Here is a 17615-nt window from a genome sequence, read left to right as displayed (position 1 = left end):
GGAGAGGTTTACTCAGCGCAATGCTGAACGCAGCTGCTGGAATAAAAGCACAGATACACTTGCTTTTTAGCACAGTTCATAAAATTACTTATCAGCCAGGCTAAAGTAGATAGCTACACCTACAGCGGCAGTTAGTTTGAAAACTTTTTTAACGTGAACTACCCATTCGGAAGCTGTCATTAGCTTATCAATAAGGTCGCGGGCAACCTGTTCCGGAAATTGATTCATTGAAAAAGCACGAGGAGGTTTTTACAGTGCTTTTTATCAATAGAGGGATAGAATGCCACCGAATGCATTTCATTAAATATTTATTAGTGCGTAATTATCACTCAAATATATAAAAAAGCTCCAGATTCGTAGGTGCTTCAAAATAACAAGTTTCAATTTATATAAAATAATATCTAAATATTTATGAGTAAGCGTTTGGATATAATGTTTACATAAATATATATTTGTAAACAATTAGTAGTGATAGTCGTTAAAGGCGTAAATATATCTGAGGCCTATGGCAAACATCAATTTTAGGTAATTCTATAAAAGTAATGATAGATTATAGTTAGCCACAAAGAAACGGATTGCCATCAGGTGCCTCTCAAGCCTTTTGGAAAAGGAGAGGGACTTTCTCACCAGTCGAGCGCATCTATGCCTGAGGGTACAGAAGAACCTCTCGGCATGGTTGGTCTCTTTCTTGTTGGCGGCGGCTACATGCCTTGCCGCCGGTATCACCTTTTTATAGGCCTCCCACTCATCGGTGAAGAAAGTTGCCTGCCGCCGGTAGCGCTCGGGCACCTCTTCCCACAGCCCCTTTGCCCCCGTTGCGCCGCTGTCCCCCAGGTGAAGGGCCACAATCTGCCTGCTCCTCCTGTCCTGGGCCACCCACAGCCATTGCTTGTTGCCTTTGAAGCCGACAAAGCTCCACAACTCATCGCTCTCGCACTCATAGCACCTAAGGTTTATTTCGGCCTTGCAAGCCACCTGCGCGTTCAGGTCCTGCGGCACTTCCCCGTAGAGCTCATCCATGTAGCGGTAGAGGTGGCAGGCGGCAATCTCCATCACCCGGCAGATGCCCTCCAGGGAGATGCGCTCGAGCAGCAGCAGCTCGATGCGCCTTTTCTGCTCCCGGCTCAGGCTCCCGTTCCGCCGCTCGAAGACGAACTGCCTGCTGCAGTCCTTGCACCTGCCCCTGGCTTTGCCGTAGTAGGTTCTCCCGTTTTTGACTATATTCACACTGCCGCAGTAGTAGCATGACCTGTTCATGTGGGTAAAAGTTAGATTCGACACCTAATCTTACCGCTACTGCGGTCTTTTTTGTTATATCATTACTTTTAGAGGACTACCCAATTTTAATTTATTAAAGAGCAAGAAGAACAGGAGCAGTGAGTGCCCTGTAATGATGGTGCTTACTTTTGATGGTATCAGAATAAGGAAACAGCTAAAGATTAAAGCAAGAGAGAAGCATTGGAGCGATGTCAAAAGCAGGTTAAAACCTCCTTTGAAAGGTGAGCCTGACAATAATTATGAAGTCTATAATGCTGTGCTTGATAAGTATCAAGCCAAAGTTAGAGACATCTTTAATGATGCTTTGCTGCATGACATAAAGCTGACAAAAGAGTATGTAGAAAACCAGCTAAACGAAAACTTTCTTTCCCTTGTCAGAAATAGGCCCTTATTCGAAGTGTTTACTGAGTTTACAGAGTCCTATAAATCAACAAAAGCTGAGAGAACCTATAAGAAGCATAATACTGCTCTGAATTTCTTTAAGGAATTTCAGAGCTACACCAAGTATGATATGCGCTTTGACAGCATCAACCTTGAATTCTTTGATAAACTTCAACGGTATGCTTTTATAGAGAGGGCTGCGAACCATAAGAAAATCTGTCTGGATAACTATTTTGCTGTATTGGTAGCATCCTTGAAGACTTTCCTAACATGGGCGCATGAAAGGGGATACAATAAGTTTGAGGTATATAAGAAGTTTAAAGCAACTGGAAGGGATATTGACATTATCTACTTGACGTTTGATGAGTTGATGAAGCTCAAGGACTACACCTTCCAGGATGAAAGACTCAGCAGGATCAGGGATATTTATTGCTTTGGCTGTTTCACCGGCTTACGCTACTCTGACCTAAATGCTCTCAATGCAAGTCACATACAAGGTAGTGTTATTACAAAGACGATTGTAAAGACTAAAGAGAAGCTGAAGATTTACCTTAATGATTTTGCGCTGGATATATTGAAGAAGTATGAAAGCCAGCCGTATTATCCTTTACCTAAAATCTCTGAGCCTAAGTTTAATAAACTTATTAAGGATTGCTGTAAAGAGGCAGGAATTGACAAGATGGAAACAATAACAAAGTATTCAGGGGGTAAGGCTACTATAATTACAGTACCTAAACACGAGTTAATAACCTCTCATACTGCCAGGAAGACATTTACTACGTTATCTGTAGAGGATAATGTAAACCTAAAAGTATTGAAAAGTATGACTGGTCATAAGAAAGATGCCAGTTTTAACAAATATATAGATATTGCTGACTCATTTCAAGCGAAAGAAATAGACCGCACCTGGAACAAGAAAGCACGCGAGCAAAAGCAGAAAAGCAATGGGTAAAATTACTGTTAAACACTATTTGAATAAAAGTGTAGCCAAGGCGAATAATACTGATGCCACTATAAGTCAGGTTTATGTTCAGATAACAGTAAAAAGACAGGTAAATAGAATACGCAGTAGAGCTCACAAATTTGTCGATTTGAAAGAAAATGAGCTTCAAATGACACAAAAGGAATTTGAGATAGCACTAGCTAACAAAGATAAAGGTGTAGGCAAAGCATTATTTTTAGAGTGTAGCTACATGAAAGATTTGATTACATTTTTAGATCCTTTTGAAAGAGAGGAATTTTCAGTAAAAGATTTTACTAAATTATATGAGATAGCTACATCTAAAGTTTATGAAGATATAGATATCTCAGGTAAGAAACAATTAATCGGAATGCTAGGAGGGAACTGGGAAATTATTAATAAAATAATTAATTGGGAACTGCCTTTTAATTTAATACTAGATGGCCTTGAACTAATTGGTAGTAAGAACAAAGATTTTAACGAAGATATTCTCTGTGATAAAATTTTGGTACCCTATAAAGTAGCTATTCGACATATTGATGAATTTCTTATAGAGAATACTGGCCAAACAAAATATGGTTTAGAAAATTGTAATAGTTATATGCTGTATTGGATTAAAAATGAAATGTATTTGAGTTTTGTTCAATTTTTGTCTGATAAGAAATACATACATCCTGAGCTTGATTCTGCAGTGCATAAAGTACTAATATTAATAAGTAAAGCAAAAGGATTACAAATGAAGCTTTTAAGCTTAAAAACATAATTATTTAAATAAATTTAATTTTTTTATGTAATGTTTACAAAAAATAAAATGTGTTAACAATGGTAAAGAGAGGTATTTATAAAAAGAACCTATGGTGAAAAATGAAGTGGTAGTTATTACAATGTCCAAGCAAGAGCTGGATGACTACATTGAAAAGTATTACAAGAACAACCAGATTCAAGGCAAAAAAGAGGCTGGGGAAAAGCTAACCCAAAAGCAGGCTGCGGCATTATTTGGAGTCACGCCTGCCACTATTATTAGGTGGCAAAACAAAGGGGAAATTCCAGTCAATAAGGTAGGAAGGACAGTCTTCTATTTTAGAGATCAGCTGCTAGAGGTAGCGAAGAAGAATCCTGATATGTTCAAGTAGGGTATAACATTTGATCATAGGGTTAAATAAGTAGAGCGCTAACTGCCATTAGCGCCCTTCATGTTGAGCTTAACAATAAGCAAACTCAAAACAATATGTTAACAACAAAGATAATATATTATCAACTCACCACACTTTTCGAAACGTTCACTGTACAGATGTTTTCCAGTGCTATAGGTTTTGTAGAACAAGCTTGTCTGTGCTCTCTTGCTAAGAACAAGGCTATAAACATTAATTCTTTGAGGAATATCCTATGAAAGAGTCCTACATATTTCCATTAGAGGGAGCTATAAGAGGAACTCTAAAGCAGCTTAATCAAACTCTAATAGATGATCGAAGAGATTATGAAAGGTACAAAGTATCAGCATATAGTAAGTCCATTGTCGCTGAGAAGTGGGATTGGAAGATAACTGCCTATATGGATGCTTATAATGAGCTAGAGTTTCTCTTTAATAGAGCTATAACAGTTGATCATGAAAGGTCTACTTACCTGCAGCAAATATGCAAGCTAAAGGATGAAGTAAGGAGACTAAACAAGTATCTAAACATTCTTTCGGTTACCAAAAAGATTGAAATTGAGGAGCAGGTTAAGTTCAAAACGGAGCAGCGGATTAATCAGCTGTGTGAAAAAGCAGAACAAGAATTAAAGAATGAAATAAAGTATTTCGATCAAGCGATTATCAGAAATGATAAATCTTTAGAAAGGAGGGTAGCTTCATGAAGCAAGCCAACGCAGCCGTTGAGCTAACCAATAGCTAACCCTTTAACCAAGCATTTTCTAAACCACAACCAAACGAAAGCCAAAACTCTGAAAATGCTGTTGGTATAGATGAAATTGATGAAATATGTAAAGAGTATGTAAAGGTAGGTACTACTTATTATCGTGAGATTAATATACCGGCTGCAACACCTGGGAAATACTTAGGCAAGAGACTTGATGCGTGGACTAGAACAGCCATTGAAGATGATTATGGTAGGAAAGCTGCTAAAGAGATATGTACCAGGATGCCAAAGTACAAAGCATTTGTAGTTAGGCCTGAACACATAAAGTACCAAAGGGATATGGAAGGTTGCTATAATCAGTATGAAACACTTAAACACCATCCTTCTGAGGAAGCTGCAGAATTTCCTATAACAGAAGCTTTCTTGAAGCACATCTTTGGAGATCAGTATGAAATAGGACTTGACTATTTACAGTTGTTGTACAAGCAGCCATTGCAGAAGTTATATGTCCTTTGCTTAGTCTCTGTTGAAAGAAATACAGGAAAGACAACTTTTTTGAATTGGCTACGACAAGTTTTTGGGAAGAATGTGACTCTAATTAATAGTGAGGATGTTGAAGGAAGATTTAATAGTGATTGGACCTCAAAACTTTTGGTTTGTATCGATGAGACTTTCATAGACAGTAAGAAAGCAGTTGAAAGAATAAAGAATTTGTCTACCACAAAACCTTCAAAACTGAGGCTAAGCAGAAGGATAAAGTTGAAACAGAATTCTTTGGTAAGTTTATCTTCGCATCTAATAACGTCGTTAACTTCCTGCCTATAGAAGAAGGAGAGATCAGGTACTGGGTTAGATATGTTAAGCCTTTAAGTAATGATAATGTAAATTTATTAGATGAGCTAGAGCGTGAAGTTCCTGCTTTTATGTTCCATCTTATAAACAGAAGAATGCATACACCTAACCCATTATCTAGGATGTGGCATAAACCTGATGACATTTGGACTCCAGATTTGGAAGTAGCAATGAATGGTAGCAGGAGCGGAGTTGAGCAACTGATAATTGATGCAGTGAAGGAATATTTTCTTGATTTTAATGAAGACCTGAAATAACAAGGAGAAGATTCTGCTTGGCTAAAGCTTACTGCTACTGACATTGCAAAACTAATGTCTAACGCATCTGGAAGCTCAATGAAGTTTGATGCTGGTGATATCAAAAAAGTGCTGGATAAGTGGAAGCTTATACCAACCAATAGCTCTTACAAATTTTATACTTGGATTGAGGTGCCAGATGGGAATGAAAGCAGCAAGCATATTGCTCACGCTGCAAACAGAAAGGGTAGGTATTATGCGATACCTATAGAAAAGATAGAGCTTTGATTGTTGAAAGTTGAAAACTCTCTGATGTATAAGGTTAACCTATTATATATATAGAGAGTTTTCATTTAATAAAGAGCCAACATTTTGTCAACTGGCTGTCAACGGTTCAACTTAAGGTCAACACTTCAACAGTTGTCAACAAGCTTAATAAAGTGTGTTGGGTAATTTATTTGTTTTAGTGCAGGATGTTACGAGATAACAGCAACAGATCAACGGTTAGGTAAAAGTAAAAAGAAACAGGCAGCCTACACAATTACTTTTATTAGAAGGAAATTTACCTAATGGTTAAAAGAATCAAATCAGTTTCATTAGAAGTTCTGCCACCTTTTCTGCCACCAATAAACAAAGTAAGCCGCTGATTACCAGCGGCTTACTTTGTTTATAAAGTACCCGGAGCCGGAGTCGAACCGGCACGAGTGTAACCTCATTGGTGTTTGAGACCAACGCGTCTACCAATTCCGCCATCCGGGCATGTTTCCCTGTCAGGAACGAGCTGCAAACTTAGATAATGTTTCCTGAATTCGCAACAGGTATTTTTTCTTCAGGTAGTAGGTTTTTACCTGCTGCAGGGCCTCCTCTTTGGTGATGCCGTGCAGCTCGGGGTAGCGCTGCAGCGTGGGCAGAATGTCGTTGTCGAGCTGCGCCATCAGGCCGCTGCTGCGCTCGCCCAGCTCATGAAACTTGTCGGCGTCGAAGTCCATCTCCAGCTCCATCAGCTCCTCGTTCAGGTCCATCATATCCATCAGGAAGTCGGAGGGAAGCTCGTTGTTCTTGCCTTCCTGCAGCAGCCCGTGCTGCTGCAGGATATACTGCATGCGCAGGTCCGGGTGCGCGAGCGTGCGGTAAGCGTTGGTGTTCCGGGTGGAGAGCTGCAGAATCTCCTGCTGTTTCTCCTGCGGCTCGTTGGCGTAAAAGTCGGGGTGGTACTCGCGGCTCAGCTTGTAGTAGGTATTCTTCAGCGCCTTCTCGTCCAGCAGGAAGCTTTCCGGTATATCGTATATCTCGAAGTAATTCATTTGTCTGATAGCTTTTATATATAACTGCACGGCAATGGCAGTTTCTATAGGCTAAGGTACAGCAAAAGGGTGGGGATTGTTCTAAAAACAGCAAAGACCTGCGCACGCTGCGCGGTATTTATATCGCCACCTGCACATGCGACCAGGCCTGCGGCTTCGCGGCAAAAAGAGTTTTGGTGGCCGGCCACACCTGCCCGAAAAGCTCCGAGTCGCGGTAGGCGTTCAGGTGCTCCTCCGAGTCCCAGAGGCTGTAGGTGCTGTAGACGTTTGGCTGGTGCAGGTCCTGCAGCAGCTCCACGTGCTGGCAGCCGGCAAAGGCGCGTATCCTGGCTTTCGAATCCCGGAAAATCTCCAGGAACTCCTCCGTCTTCTCCGGCCTGAACGTCATCCGGACGATGCGAACGATCATGGTTTATTGTTGGATTGTTAAATGGTTGAATTGTTAATTGTTAAATTGTTGAATTGTTGAATTGTTTTACTGGGGGTAGGTATTGCTTAGTAAACAGTTTGTCTGAACTCCTCTTAAGTTTTTTAATACATGTTACATATAGAGGAACAACAATTTAACAATTCAACCATTTAACAATTAATTTAACTTCCCGGGTAAAAGCGCACGTCCACCTGCGAGTCGAATCCGAGACCGAGGAGTTCGGCGGCGTGGCCTTTGTTGATGCCGATGCAGAGCTGGCCCTGGCTGTTGTAGATGCAGCAGCAGTCGCCGTCGTCTACCTGGGTGTAGTTCGGGAAAACGCGGCCCACCGTCTCGCGGCCGAAGTGCACGGTGAAGGTGCGGCCGTGGGCAATGGTGTCGATGCTGTCGGAGGTGATGTTGGTGATCAGGTTGCCGAAGCGGTCAACATGAATGACGTGGCCTGTGATGGAATGGTCGTTGAGGCGCAGCTGGCGGTTCAGCAGCTGCCGGAAGTTGCGGGTGCGCTCGCCCAGCACCTCGATGTCGCCGCCGCCGGCCAGGTACACCGCCGCCTGCGCCAGCAGGTCCTTCGCCGGGAAGGGCATCAGCGGCCTGTCGGTCTTCAGCTCCACCACCAGCTCCGGCTGCCCTTCCGTCAGGAGCGAGAGCAGGCCATTGTCGGCCAGCAGGAAATAGTGGCCTTTGTACTGGGCGGCATGAAACCTGCCCTGCTTGCTGCCGTGGGTGTCCACGGCTACCAGGTGCACGGTGCCCTCCGGAAACTCGCCGTACACGGCGCCCAGCACATATTCGGCGTGGGCGATGTTGTACGGCTCGATGGCGTGCGACACATCCACAATGGCGGCCTGCGCGTCCTGAGACAGTATCCGGGCCTTCACAGCAGCCACGTAATGGTCATTATACCCAAAGTCTGAAGTAAACGTAATAAGAGCCATAGCACGAACTATAATCTGTATAGATTTGTATTAAATGTAAACATATTTTACTTAATTTAAAGAAACATTACCCACATACTATATACAGGAGCAATAATTTGGTAGAGAAAGTAATAACCTTAGAGAATATCTCTCTGATTGATTTTCTGGGGACAGAGAATCAGAATATCAAACAGCTGGCCGCTGCCTTCCCGAGCAGCAAAATCATCTCCAGGGGCAACGAGATCAAGATTCAGGGCCAGACTCCCGAGATTACCAAAATCCATGAAATAATGGGGTCCCTGATTGACCACTACCACAAGTTCGGAAAGATTACGCACAGCAGTGTAAATAGATACCTGTCGGCCGATGCTTTTACGGACGAGGAAGTGATTGTGACGTCCCCGGATGTGATTGTATATGGCAGCAAGGGAGGCGTGATCAAGGCCAAGACCCCGAACCAGCAGAAGCTGGTGGATGCGGTGGAGAAAAACGACCTCGTGTTCGCTTTGGGGCCTGCTGGTACCGGTAAAACCTACGTATCCGTGGCGATGGCGGTTCGCGCCCTCAAGAACAAGGAGGTGAAGAAGATCATCATCTCCCGGCCCGTGGTGGAGGCAGGCGAGAGCCTCGGTTTCCTGCCCGGCGACATGAAAGAGAAAGTGGACCCCTACCTGCGCCCGATCTACGACGCGCTGGAGGATATGATCCCGGTAGAGAAGCTGAAGTATTACCAGGAGAACAAGATCATTGAAATTGCACCGCTGGCCTATATGCGCGGCCGCACGCTGAACAACGCGTTCGTGCTGCTGGATGAGGCGCAGAACACCACGCCCGCCCAGATGAAGATGTTCCTGACGCGTATGGGACCCAACGCCAAAGTGATGGTGAACGGTGACTGGTCGCAGGTGGATTTGCCGCGCAACCAGCGCTCCGGCCTGATGGAAGTGCTGAACATCCTGCGCGGGGTGAAAGGCATCGGCTTTGTGGAGATGAGCGCCGAAGACGTGGTGCGCCACCGGCTGGTGCGCGACATCGTGAACGCCTACACTAAACTGGAAGAGGAGCGCCGCGCTGCCCGCGATGAGGCCAGGACATCGGAGGATGGCGAAAGGCCTTCGTACGACCGGCGCAGCAGAGCAAGGCTTTCGGAGTAACCAGCTTCAAAATGACACTAGAGGCGCAATCACTTGCGCCTCTTTTTTTGCTTTATGTGAGTAGGAATAGGATTTATATATAGCCCAAGCTGCCCCGAAAACAGTGTGAGGTCTATATAAACCAACAGGCTGTCACCAGCGAGAACCAACTATATAAGTCATTTGCGATATATAAATCTGCTGCGTGAAAACCCACCCCTGCCCCTCCCAAGAGGGGAAAAAAACTCCGTTTCTGAAAAATTCTCCTCCTCGGAGGGGCGGGGGTGGGTCATGTTTTGACTTTGTAAGTATATCGCAAATGGGTTATTTAATATCTGAAAATAAATTTCATCGCCTTATTTATATATGATTGAACTGAAGCGCATAGAGCAGGAGCAGGACCTGAAAACGGCTTTCCGGATACGGGAGCAGGTATTTGTGGCGGAACAGCAGGTGCCGCGCGACGCAGAGTACGATCAGTATGAGAACACAGCCCATCACTACCTGGCCATATACCATGGGGTGCCCTGCGGCGCGGCGCGCTGGCGCGCCACTGAAAAAGGCGTAAAGCTGGAGCGCTTTGCCGTACTGCCCGACTACCGCAATAAAAATGTGGGGGCGCAGGTGCTGAAGGCGGTGCTGGAGGATGTGCAGCGGGAGCACCCTGACGAGGTGATTTACCTGCACGCGCAGCTGCCGGCTGTCAATTTCTACAAGCGCCACGGCTTCGATACCGAAGGTGATCTGTTCAGTGAGTGCGACATACAGCACTACAAAATGGTGTACAGAGGCTGATGCTGCAGTGGGCGCCATACCCGTTTATCCGGATCACTCTGAGCCTGATCGCTGGCATATTGCTGTATTTTATCCTGGGCAAAGACTTCCGTTACAGCACGGAGGTTTTTGCCATTTTGCTGCTCACCTATATAGCAGTGGCGTTCTACGCGAGAAAAGCCAGAAAAATCCCGGTTACCAATGCCGCCGGTTTGCTCGGACTGCTCTGCTTTCTGAGCATGGGCTACGTCGCTACACAATGGCACGCGGCCCCAAACAATTCGAAGCACCTGCTGCACCTCCCGGAATCCCCGGCCTATTATACAGGCGTGGTGGAGGATTATATCATCCAGAAACCCGGTTACCAGAACACGGTGCTGCAGGTGCAGCAGGTGCAGGTAAACGGCCAGTGGCAGCAGGCCGAGGGCGAGGTGCAAATCTCGGTGCCGCACGACAGCGACAAGGCCTATGAGCTGAGTTACGGCGATGTAATGCTGGTAAGAGGGGCGCCGCAGCGGGTGGAGGCCCCGGCCAATCCCAACCAGTTTGATTACCGGCAGTTCCTCGCCAACAAGGGCATCTACTACCGTCATTACCTGCAGCCGCTGCAGTTCCGGAGAATAGCGACCGCGCCCCCGAATCCTCTTTTAGCTGCCAGCATCCGCCTGCGCCGCAACATAGACAAGCTGCTGCGGGAGCGGGTAGGGAAGGGGCAGGAGTACGCCATATCCTCCGCCCTGATCCTGGGGGTGAAAGACGAGCTGGACAATGCCATCCGGAATGCCTACGCCAGCACCGGCACCATGCACGTGCTGGCGGTGTCGGGGTTGCACGTGGGCCTGATATACTTGGTGCTGCTGTGGCTCCTGGGCCTCTTTCCGCCGGTAAGGCGGCAGCGCGTGCTGCAGGCCGTGCTGGTGCTGGCCTTTCTATGGACGTATGCTTTCCTGACAGGGCTGTCGCCGTCGGTGCTGCGGGCGGTGGTCATGTTCAGCATGGTGGCCGTTGCCGCCGCCATCCAGCGGCAGACGAATATCTACAACACCATTGCCGTTGCCGCCACTGTTCTGCTGCTCTGGAACCCCTATAACCTGAAGGAGGTCGGTTTTCAGCTGTCGTTCCTGGCGGTGCTGGGCATCGTGTACCTGCAGCCTCGCCTGTATAAACTACTGGAGATCAACAACTGGCTGCTGGACAAGGTGTGGGTTTACTTTACGGTATCGGTGGCCGCGCAGCTGGCGACGCTTCCGCTGGGGCTGTTTTACTTTCACCAGTTCCCGGTTTACTTCTGGTTCGCGAACCTGGTGGTGGTGCCCCTCGCCACGGCGGTGTTATATACCGGTCTGGCTGCCATAGTGTTTAGCTGGGTGCCGGGTCTGGGCTGGCTGCTGTTTTCGCTGCATGCCGGCCTGATCTGGTGTATGAACGGTTTTAACCTGTGGGTGCAGCGGCTGCCGTACGCGCTCCTGAACGGCTTCGACATATCACAGCTGCAGACGTGGCTGCTATATGGGTTCTTTTTCTTCCTGATCCTGTTCCTGGCGCTCCGGAAACTGCGCTACTTTGCCCTGGCGACGGCCGTGGTGGCCGTGCTTTCAGGGCAGGCGATGTGGGAGACGCTGCAGCAAAAGGAGCAGGCGCTGCTCACCCTTTATAACCTGCGCGGTGTAACCGGGCTGGCGCTGGTGCAGGGGCAGCAGGCCACAGTACTGGCTGATTCGGTTTTGCAGCAGGACGAAAGTAATTACACCTATAACGTGCAGCCCCACCTCTGGCAGCTGGGTGTGCTGCAGCCGGAATTCGCCGCTCTCGCTGCTGAACCTGCCGGGCGGGCAACCTATGCTTACAGTGTTTTGCCGGACAGCAACAGCCTGCTGGTGTGGCGGGGGCAGCGTCTGCTTCTGCTGTCGCACCCTCCTGCGCTGCAGTCGAAAGCCCCGCTGCCCGTAGATTACCTGCTGCTGCGCCAAAACGTCCGCCTGAGGCCACAGGACCTTCAAAGTTATGCCGCCGGCAAGATCATCCTCGATGCCTCCAGCAGCCCCTGGTACCGCCGTCGCCTGCACCAGCAACTGGACACCCTCGGCCTTGCCTATTATGACGTCGCGGACTCTGGCGCTTTTGTGGTGAAACTGAGGTGAGGTTTGGAGATAATGTATATATAGCTTCTGCATGACAATATTACATCCTGTTTCCAACCACCCCTGCCCCTCCTTGTCTTTTCGAGGGCCCCTACCCCCAGGAGGGGAGTTTTACCTCTCCCCAGCCCTCTCCTAAAAACAGGAGAGGGGGCACAAACCAATTATATATAACCTCTAATTTATATGATGCCCTTTAGCTAAAGCAGCATATACGGTGCTTTAACTTTGCCTTGGCAAAGGCAGACTCCCCTCCTGGGTTAGGGTCCCTCGAAAAGGACAAGGAGGGGCAGGGGTGGTTGGACCCGGTACACCTCCAAGAGCATGTGGCATTACCTGAAATACTTCTTCCCTCAATTTCCGTATCTTTGCACATCAAAACGGAAAAACAATGAGCGAATATACCCCCCTGAGCGAGCTTGGTGAGTTTGGCCTGATCAAGCGGATCAATGAGAAAATCGAATTGCGCAACGCCTCCACCATCAAGGGCATTGGCGACGATGCGGCAGTGCTGGAGCCGCAGGAGAAGCAGATCGTGGTGTCGACTGACATGCTGCTGGAGGGCGTGCATTTTGACCTCACCTTCTGCCCACTGAAGCACCTGGGATATAAAGCCGTGGCCGTGAATGTGTCGGATATTGCCGCCATGAATGCCCGCCCGACACAGATAACCGTGAACATTGCCTTGGGTGCGCGCTACACGGTGGAAGCCGTGGAAGAGCTGTACGAGGGTATCCGGCTGGCCTGCGAGAGCTACAACGTGGATCTGGTGGGCGGCGACACGACGTCGTCCCGTGCGGGGCTGGTGATCAGCATCACAGCCATAGGCGAGGTGGCCAAAGGCGAGGCCGTACTGAGAAGCGGTGCCAAAGTGCATGACCTGGTTTGCGTGACAGGCGACCTGGGCGCGGCCTATATGGGGCTGCAGGTGCTGGAGCGGGAGAAGCAGGCGTTTATGGCGAACCCGGAGATGCAGCCCGAGCTTGAGGAGAAACAGTATATCGTGGGCCGGCAGCTGCGCCCCGAGGCCCGGATGGACGTGGTATATGAGCTGAAGGAACTGGGCATCAAACCCACTTCCATGATTGATATATCGGATGGGCTGGCCTCGGAACTGATGCACATCTGCAGCCAGTCGGGCGTAGGCGCCACGGTATATAAAGACAACCTGCCTGCCGATGCGCAGATGCTGGAGACGGCGGTGGAGTTTAACCTCGACCCGATCACGTGCATCATGAACGGCGGCGAAGACTACGAACTGCTGTTCACCATCCCGCTGGCCGACTATGACAAAGTGAAAAATCACCCGGACATCACGATTATCGGGAAAATAACCGAGGCCAGCGAAGGTGTAAACCTGGCGAATAAACAAGGCCAGTCGTTCCCGCTGCACGCCCAGGGATGGAGGCATTTTTAGGGCGCAAGTCTGACGTCTGATTATATAACCCAAGTTGCGATATATAAATCTGCTAAGTGAAAACCCACCCCTGCCCCTCCCAAGAGAGGAATAAAAATTCCGTTTATGAAAAATTCCCCTCCTCGGAGGGGCGGGGGTGGGTCATGTTTCGACTTTGTAAGTATATCGCAACTCAGGTTATATATAAAAAGGGAAGCCGTTCAGCTTCCCTTTTTATATATGGGCTATAACCTTTGCTGCCAGGAGATCAGTCCTCTGGAAACGGTATGAACACAAAGTTCTGGAAGTCCTCGTCTACCACGAAGAGGCAACAGTATTCGTCCGGGTCTTTGTAGGCCGCTTTGAAGTCCTCTATCTTGTCTTCCATCACCAGCTGCCGCTGCACGAAATCCTCTAAATAAGAAGCGTTGATATGCCATTCCAGCGCTGCCTCTTCTTTTGCCAGAAACGGAGACCCCACCGGCACCTGTGTCCGGCTGAACACGAAGATCGGGTAATCAGAGATCTTGCGCTTGCGCACCTGGTACGATGCCTCCCGCAGAGTCTCGGCCACTACCACAAAATCCTGGGAGATGGTGCCGAGGTATTTGCCATTTAATTCCGGATCGTTTTCCATATTTTTTCTTTAGGACTCAAGTATCAAGACATAAGACACAGGACTTTCTTCATGTAGTAGTTTCTGATGACGTATCATATTTTACTTGCCAGCCAATGCAGTAACTAAGTAATTCTTATATCTTGTGTCTAACGTCCTGCGTCTTGTTTCGCTGTTAACAGTACAATGTTCTCTACGTGGTGCGTCTGCGGGAACATGTCCACGGGCTGTACGCGGGCCACGTCATATTTAACGGAGAGCAGTTCCAGGTCGCGCGCCTGTGTAGCCGGATTACAGCTTACGTACACAATACGGTCGGGGTGCACCTGCAGCAGCTTTTCCACCACATCCTCGTGCATACCGGCGCGCGGCGGGTCCGTGATCACCACATCGGGCCTGCCGTGCTGCGCTACCAGTTCATCCGATAAGATGTCTTTCATATCCCCGGCATAGAAGGTGGTGTTGGTGATGTTGTTGATTTGGGAGTTGATTTTGGCGTCTTCGATGGCGCTGGGCACGTATTCGATCCCGATCACCTCGCGGCACTGCCTGGCCACAAAATTGGCGATGGTGCCGGCGCCGGTATATAAATCATACACCAGCTCGTTTCCCGTCAGGCCGGCGAACTCCCGCGCCAGGCGGTAAAGCTCGTACGCCTGGTCGGCGTTGGTCTGGTAAAAGGATTTCGGCCCCACCCGGAACCGGATGCCTTCCATCTCCTCGTGTATATAGGGCAGGCCGTGGAAGCACACCACGTCCAGGTCGTGGTAGGTCTCGTTGCCTTTGGCGTTCACCACGTACTGCAGCGAGGTGATCTCAGGGAATGTTTCCTGCAGGTGGCGCATGATGCCCTCAATGGCTTCTTTGTCGTTGCGGAACACCTGCAGAATCACCATTAGCTCACCAGTATTGGCGGTGCGGATGATGAGGTTGCGCAGGAAGCCCTGCTGCTTCACCACGTCGAAAAAGTCCAGCCCGTGCGACCGTCCATATGCCCGCACCGCCAGCCGGATGGCGTTCGACGGGTCGGGCTGCAGGTAGCAGTGCCGGATGTCCAGGATCTTGTCGAAGCGGCCGGGTATATGGAAACCCAGGGCGTTGCGGTCAAACTCCTCCCCGGACTTGATTTGCTCGTTGGTAAGCCAGCCGTTGCCGGAAAAGGTAAACTCCAGCTTGTTGCGGTAATACCGTGTTTTGGCAGACCCCAGAATCGGTTCGAAGGGCGGCAGCGGCACCTTGCCGATGCGTTCCAGGTTGTCCTTTACCTGCTTCTGCTTGTAGTGCAGCTGGGTGTCGTAGCTGATGTGCTGCCACTTACAGCCGCCACACACCCCGAAGTGCTCGCAGAAAGGCTGTACGCGCAAGGCAGAGTACTCGCGGAAAGCCACAGGCTGTGCCTCCAGATAGCTCTTCTTCTGGCGCGTAATGCGCAGGTCCACCACGTCGCCGGGGGCCACGCCAGCCACGAATATAACCATGTTGTTATGGCGCGCCAGGCATTTCCCCTCCGCCACCATCTCCTCGATCCGGATGTTCTCGAGTAGCTCAAATTTCTTTTTCTTATGCTTGTTTCTCACGGTGGTGCAAAATTAGGCAAATTTGGGGAGAAACGGGAGTAGGAGCGGGGATTGTGTTCACTTCCGGTTTTAACCGTGCGTCGTTCTTGAATGCAGCAGATAAAGAGGCAGTTTCTATATAGGAAAGGTGAGTTGGCAAGAATCGAAGAATTGTCCCGCTAGCCGGTTGCCGCAGCTGCAGAGTTTCGCCATCCGAACAACCAGCAACCAACAATTAATTTATCTTTGCAGCGCTAATCAAGGGACTTCAGCATCATGAAAGATAAAGTAGTACTCATCACCGGGGGAACATCGGGAATAGGCAAAGCGCTGGCTTTTTCGTTTGGCGGGGCAGGGGCGAAGGTGGCTTTTTCTGGCCGCAATCCGCAGGGGCTCGCCCTGACCTCGCAGGAGCTATCAGCAGCCGGGGTTGACAACCTGGCGATACAGGCGGATGTGAGCGTGGAGGAGCAGTGTGCCCAGATGGTGCAGCAGGCCGTTACCAAATACGGCCGCCTGGATGTGCTGATCAACAACGCCGGTATCTCGATGCGCGCCCTTTTCGAGGAGGTGGACCTGGAGGTGATCCGGAAAGTGATGGATATAAACTTCTGGGGCACGGTGTACAGCACCAAATACGCGCTGCCCCATATCCTGGAGCGCAAAGGGTCCATTATCGGGATCTCGTCTATTGCGGGTTACCGGGGCCTTCCTGCCCGCACGGGCTACTCGGCCTCCAAGTTTGCCATGCACGGTTTTTTAGAGACGCTGCGCACCGAGCTGCTGCACAAGGGTGTGCACGTAATGGTGGCCTGCCCGGGTTTCACAGCCTCCAATATCCGCAATACCGCGCTGGCGGCCAACGGGCAGCAGCAGGGCGAGTCGCCGCGCGAGGAGGGGGATATGATGAGCGCCGAAGAAGTGGCGGCGCGTATCCTGAGAGCAACCATCCAGCGCAAGCGGGACCTGGTGATGACGTTTCAGGGGAAGCTCACTGTGTTCCTGAACAAGTGGCTGCCCGGGCTCACCGACAAGCTGGTATATAATGTGATGGCAAAGGAGAAGGACTCGCCGCTGAGAAAATAGTTTTTGGTTTATCGTGTGTCGTTTTTCTCTTCCCGAAAAACGAGCCACGATAAACGAAATACGGATCAAGGCAATTCCAGCACGTTGCTTTTGCGGATGTAGGCTTTCTGGCCTTTCCACTCTATCTCGTACCAGATGTCCTGTTCGCCCCGGATGGGCACTTTGTGGCCTTCGGTGGCGGTTGCAAGCCAGGAGCCGCCAGCAGAGGGTGCCGACATAATGGCTACGTGGTTGTTGCGGATGATGCCCGCGTCGCCTAAGTCGAGGAAGTTGATGTAGTATAAGATAAACAGCAGGTACAGCGTAAATCCGACCTTGAAGAGGTTTGTGAACTGGTGGCCCTTGCGCCAGCTGAAAAACATGACGGTGGCCGTGACCACTGCCGCCAGCAGCATCAGCTCCAGGATGCGCATATAATGCTTGCTGAGCTGCGTTTTGAAAAACTGCAGGTCGTTGTATTCGTATCCCTGCAGACGGTGGGTCTGCGCCAACTCTTCCATCTTCCGTAGAACTGACCGGCTGGGTTCTTTCGTATAAAAAAGATGCAGGTAATACATGGCGCCGGTGTAGTCGCGCAGCCCTTCCTTGATATAGGCCATCTTCAGGAGCATCTGGGGCGAGTAAAGCTGCCGCTCCTTCAGGATCTGCTCATACACGGGGAGCGCTTCGGTGTAGTGTTGGTTCAGGAACAAAGAATC

General features: G+C 49.1%; 18 protein-coding genes and 1 tRNA gene. 11 read left to right on the top strand and 8 right to left on the bottom strand.

The features are described from left to right. Positions 1–531 precede the first annotated feature (531 nt). Positions 532–1257 (bottom strand): IS1 family transposase, encoded by a 726-nt coding sequence (locus tag ABD920_RS03760; RefSeq protein WP_345156864.1) that lies wholly within the window; start codon positions 1255–1257, stop codon positions 532–534. Between the two features lie 58 nt (positions 1258–1315). Here ABD920_RS03760 and ABD920_RS03755 point away from each other — a divergent pair, with 58 nt between their 5' ends. From ABD920_RS03755 to ABD920_RS03730, 6 genes are all read left to right on the top strand, one after another. Beyond that, on the top strand, positions 1316–2611 hold the full coding sequence (locus tag ABD920_RS03755; protein WP_345156881.1) for a site-specific integrase: 1296 nt from the start codon (positions 1316–1318) through the stop codon (positions 2609–2611). Then, positions 2604–3383: a hypothetical protein gene (locus tag ABD920_RS03750; protein WP_345156862.1), complete on the top strand. Its 780-nt coding sequence runs from the start codon at positions 2604–2606 to the stop codon at positions 3381–3383. Before ABD920_RS03755 ends, ABD920_RS03750 begins: the two co-directional genes overlap by 8 nt. A 91-nt stretch (positions 3384–3474) precedes the next feature. Next, on the top strand, positions 3475–3753 hold the full coding sequence (locus ABD920_RS03745; protein ID WP_345156860.1) for a helix-turn-helix domain-containing protein: 279 nt from the start codon (positions 3475–3477) through the stop codon (positions 3751–3753). Between the two features lie 253 nt (positions 3754–4006). Next, on the top strand, positions 4007–4474 hold the full coding sequence (locus ABD920_RS03740) for a hypothetical protein (protein ID WP_345156858.1): 468 nt from the start codon (positions 4007–4009) through the stop codon (positions 4472–4474). Positions 4475–4758: 284 nt separating this feature from the next. Next, the gene (locus tag ABD920_RS03735) at positions 4759–5301 is read left to right on the top strand and encodes a primase-helicase family protein (RefSeq protein ID WP_345156856.1); all 543 of its coding nucleotides are present in this window, start codon (positions 4759–4761) and stop codon (positions 5299–5301) included. Between the two features lie 338 nt (positions 5302–5639). Beyond that, positions 5640–5852, top strand: a complete 213-nt coding sequence (locus ABD920_RS03730) for a hypothetical protein (RefSeq protein WP_345156854.1) — start codon at positions 5640–5642, stop codon at positions 5850–5852. Positions 5853–6239: 387 nt separating this feature from the next. Here the strand turns inward: ABD920_RS03730 and ABD920_RS03725 are convergent. The 4 genes from ABD920_RS03725 to ABD920_RS03710 all read right to left on the bottom strand — a co-directional run bounded on the left by ABD920_RS03725 (position 6240) and on the right by ABD920_RS03710 (position 8236). Then, positions 6240–6323, bottom strand: a tRNA-Leu gene (locus tag ABD920_RS03725). A gap of 11 nt (positions 6324–6334) precedes the next feature. Then, positions 6335–6868 carry a Fe-S protein assembly co-chaperone HscB gene (gene hscB, locus ABD920_RS03720; protein ID WP_345156853.1) on the bottom strand — a complete coding sequence of 178 codons (534 nt, stop codon included), beginning with the start codon at positions 6866–6868 and terminating at the stop codon, positions 6335–6337. Between the two features lie 118 nt (positions 6869–6986). Next, positions 6987–7277 carry a putative quinol monooxygenase gene (locus ABD920_RS03715; RefSeq protein ID WP_345156852.1) on the bottom strand — a complete coding sequence of 97 codons (291 nt, stop codon included), beginning with the start codon at positions 7275–7277 and terminating at the stop codon, positions 6987–6989. Positions 7278–7459: 182 nt separating this feature from the next. Then, positions 7460–8236 (bottom strand): SAM hydrolase/SAM-dependent halogenase family protein, encoded by a 777-nt coding sequence (locus tag ABD920_RS03710; protein ID WP_345156851.1) that lies wholly within the window; start codon positions 8234–8236, stop codon positions 7460–7462. Between the two features lie 98 nt (positions 8237–8334). On the opposite strand from ABD920_RS03710, the gene ABD920_RS03705 reads away from it, so the two are divergent. The 4 genes from ABD920_RS03705 (at position 8335) to thiL (ending at position 13680) form a co-directional block, all read left to right on the top strand. Next, positions 8335–9372, top strand: coding sequence for a PhoH family protein (locus tag ABD920_RS03705; protein ID WP_345156848.1), 1038 nt, complete (start codon positions 8335–8337; stop codon positions 9370–9372). 345 nt (positions 9373–9717) lie between these two features. After that, positions 9718–10146, top strand: coding sequence for a GNAT family N-acetyltransferase (locus tag ABD920_RS03700; RefSeq protein ID WP_345156846.1), 429 nt, complete (start codon positions 9718–9720; stop codon positions 10144–10146). Beyond that, a complete protein-coding gene (locus ABD920_RS03695; protein ID WP_345156845.1) occupies positions 10146–12266 on the top strand; it encodes a ComEC/Rec2 family competence protein in 2121 nt (706 codons plus the stop codon). The genes ABD920_RS03700 and ABD920_RS03695 overlap by 1 nt, the downstream gene beginning before the upstream one ends. A gap of 388 nt (positions 12267–12654) precedes the next feature. Continuing rightward, on the top strand, positions 12655–13680 hold the full coding sequence (gene thiL / locus ABD920_RS03690) for a thiamine-phosphate kinase (protein ID WP_345156843.1): 1026 nt from the start codon (positions 12655–12657) through the stop codon (positions 13678–13680). A gap of 247 nt (positions 13681–13927) precedes the next feature. Here thiL and ABD920_RS03685 read toward each other — a convergent pair whose 3' ends face one another. After that, on the bottom strand, positions 13928–14296 hold the full coding sequence (locus ABD920_RS03685; protein ID WP_345156842.1) for a hypothetical protein: 369 nt from the start codon (positions 14294–14296) through the stop codon (positions 13928–13930). Between the two features lie 128 nt (positions 14297–14424). Beyond that, positions 14425–15852: a 23S rRNA (uracil(1939)-C(5))-methyltransferase RlmD gene (gene rlmD, locus ABD920_RS03680; protein ID WP_345156840.1), complete on the bottom strand. Its 1428-nt coding sequence runs from the start codon at positions 15850–15852 to the stop codon at positions 14425–14427. A gap of 255 nt (positions 15853–16107) precedes the next feature. On the opposite strand from rlmD, the gene ABD920_RS03675 reads away from it, so the two are divergent. Next, positions 16108–16917 carry an SDR family oxidoreductase gene (locus ABD920_RS03675; RefSeq protein WP_345156838.1) on the top strand — a complete coding sequence of 270 codons (810 nt, stop codon included), beginning with the start codon at positions 16108–16110 and terminating at the stop codon, positions 16915–16917. A 65-nt stretch (positions 16918–16982) separates the two neighbouring features. On the opposite strand, the gene ABD920_RS03670 is transcribed toward ABD920_RS03675, so the two are convergent. Continuing rightward, entirely contained in the window at positions 16983–17609 is a 627-nt protein-coding gene (locus ABD920_RS03670; RefSeq protein ID WP_345156837.1) for an SH3 domain-containing protein, read from the bottom strand. Positions 17610–17615: the final 6 nt, after the last annotated feature.

It is taken from the genome of Pontibacter saemangeumensis (assembly GCF_039541895.1).
In the GTDB taxonomy this organism is placed as follows: Bacteria; Bacteroidota; Bacteroidia; order Cytophagales; family Hymenobacteraceae; genus Pontibacter; species Pontibacter saemangeumensis.
This window is presented reverse-complemented; position numbering and strand designations above follow the sequence as displayed.

What these genes read in the sequence shown, in the direction of transcription:
- ABD920_RS03760 (WP_345156864.1), bottom strand. Translation starts at nt 1,257, where the DNA reads ATGAACAGGTCATGCTACTACTGCGGCAGTGTGAATATAGTCAAAAAC.
- hscB (WP_345156853.1), bottom strand. Translation starts at nt 6,868, where the DNA reads ATGAATTACTTCGAGATATACGATATACCGGAAAGCTTCCTGCTGGAC.
- ABD920_RS03715 (WP_345156852.1), bottom strand. Translation starts at nt 7,277, where the DNA reads ATGATCGTTCGCATCGTCCGGATGACGTTCAGGCCGGAGAAGACGGAG.
- ABD920_RS03695 (WP_345156845.1), top strand. Translation starts at nt 10,146, where the DNA reads ATGCTGCAGTGGGCGCCATACCCGTTTATCCGGATCACTCTGAGCCTG.
- ABD920_RS03685 (WP_345156842.1), bottom strand. Translation starts at nt 14,296, where the DNA reads ATGGAAAACGATCCGGAATTAAATGGCAAATACCTCGGCACCATCTCC.
- ABD920_RS03675 (WP_345156838.1), top strand. Translation starts at nt 16,108, where the DNA reads ATGAAAGATAAAGTAGTACTCATCACCGGGGGAACATCGGGAATAGGC.
- ABD920_RS03740 (WP_345156858.1), top strand. Translation starts at nt 4,007, where the DNA reads ATGAAAGAGTCCTACATATTTCCATTAGAGGGAGCTATAAGAGGAACT.
- ABD920_RS03730 (WP_345156854.1), top strand. Translation starts at nt 5,640, where the DNA reads ATGTCTAACGCATCTGGAAGCTCAATGAAGTTTGATGCTGGTGATATC.
- ABD920_RS03700 (WP_345156846.1), top strand. Translation starts at nt 9,718, where the DNA reads ATGATTGAACTGAAGCGCATAGAGCAGGAGCAGGACCTGAAAACGGCT.
- thiL (WP_345156843.1), top strand. Translation starts at nt 12,655, where the DNA reads ATGAGCGAATATACCCCCCTGAGCGAGCTTGGTGAGTTTGGCCTGATC.
- ABD920_RS03745 (WP_345156860.1), top strand. Translation starts at nt 3,475, where the DNA reads ATGGTGAAAAATGAAGTGGTAGTTATTACAATGTCCAAGCAAGAGCTG.
- ABD920_RS03750 (WP_345156862.1), top strand. Translation starts at nt 2,604, where the DNA reads ATGGGTAAAATTACTGTTAAACACTATTTGAATAAAAGTGTAGCCAAG.
- ABD920_RS03735 (WP_345156856.1), top strand. Translation starts at nt 4,759, where the DNA reads ATGCCAAAGTACAAAGCATTTGTAGTTAGGCCTGAACACATAAAGTAC.
- ABD920_RS03710 (WP_345156851.1), bottom strand. Translation starts at nt 8,236, where the DNA reads ATGGCTCTTATTACGTTTACTTCAGACTTTGGGTATAATGACCATTAC.